1 protein-coding gene is annotated in these 618 nt (G+C 51.9%); it reads left to right on the top strand.

All coding sequences use genetic code 11. The annotated features are described in order from the left end of the window. A partial coding sequence (terL, locus tag HHU12_RS34515) for a phage terminase large subunit (protein WP_169661220.1) occupies positions 1-618 on the top strand: 618 nt, incomplete at both ends.

The raw sequence follows: 618 nt of genomic DNA, 5'->3' as shown, positions 1-618 counted from the left end.
GAACCGTCAGAATCGCAATGAGGAGCTTCCTAACGTGGGCATGAAGGGTGACGAGATTTACTCCTTCCATACAGCCTCCAGTAACACTGGTGCGTATCAGGGTAAGATTCTGGTAATTGACCCAAGTGGTCGCGGTAAGGATGAGACTGGCTGGTGCATACTGTATACCCTGAACGGTTACATCTACCTGATGGACGCTGGTGGTACTCGTGGTTACGAAGAGAAGTCCCTTGAGTTCCTCGCTAAGAAAGCCAAACAGTGGCAGGTACAGACTGTGGTATTCGAGAGTAACTTCGGTGACGGTATGTTCGGTAACGTGTTCCAGCCTGTGCTCCTGAAGCACCACCCAGCGCAACTCGAAGAGATTCGTGCTCGTGGTATGAAAGAGGTCCGCATATGCGATACTCTTGAGCCTGTACTGGCAAGTCACCGCTTGGTCATCCGTGATGAAGTCATCCGACAGGACTACCAGACGGCACGTGATGCAGACGGTAAGCACGCTCTGAAGTACAGCCTGTTCTACCAGATGACCCGTATGAGCCGTGAGAAGGGCGCTGTGGCACACGATGACCGACTTGATGCATTAGAATTAGGTGTTGAGTTCCTCCGAGATCGGAA

The organism is Flammeovirga aprica JL-4, from assembly GCF_012844305.1.
GTDB lineage: Bacteria > Bacteroidota > Bacteroidia > Cytophagales > Flammeovirgaceae > Flammeovirga > Flammeovirga aprica.
This window is presented reverse-complemented; position numbering and strand designations above follow the sequence as displayed.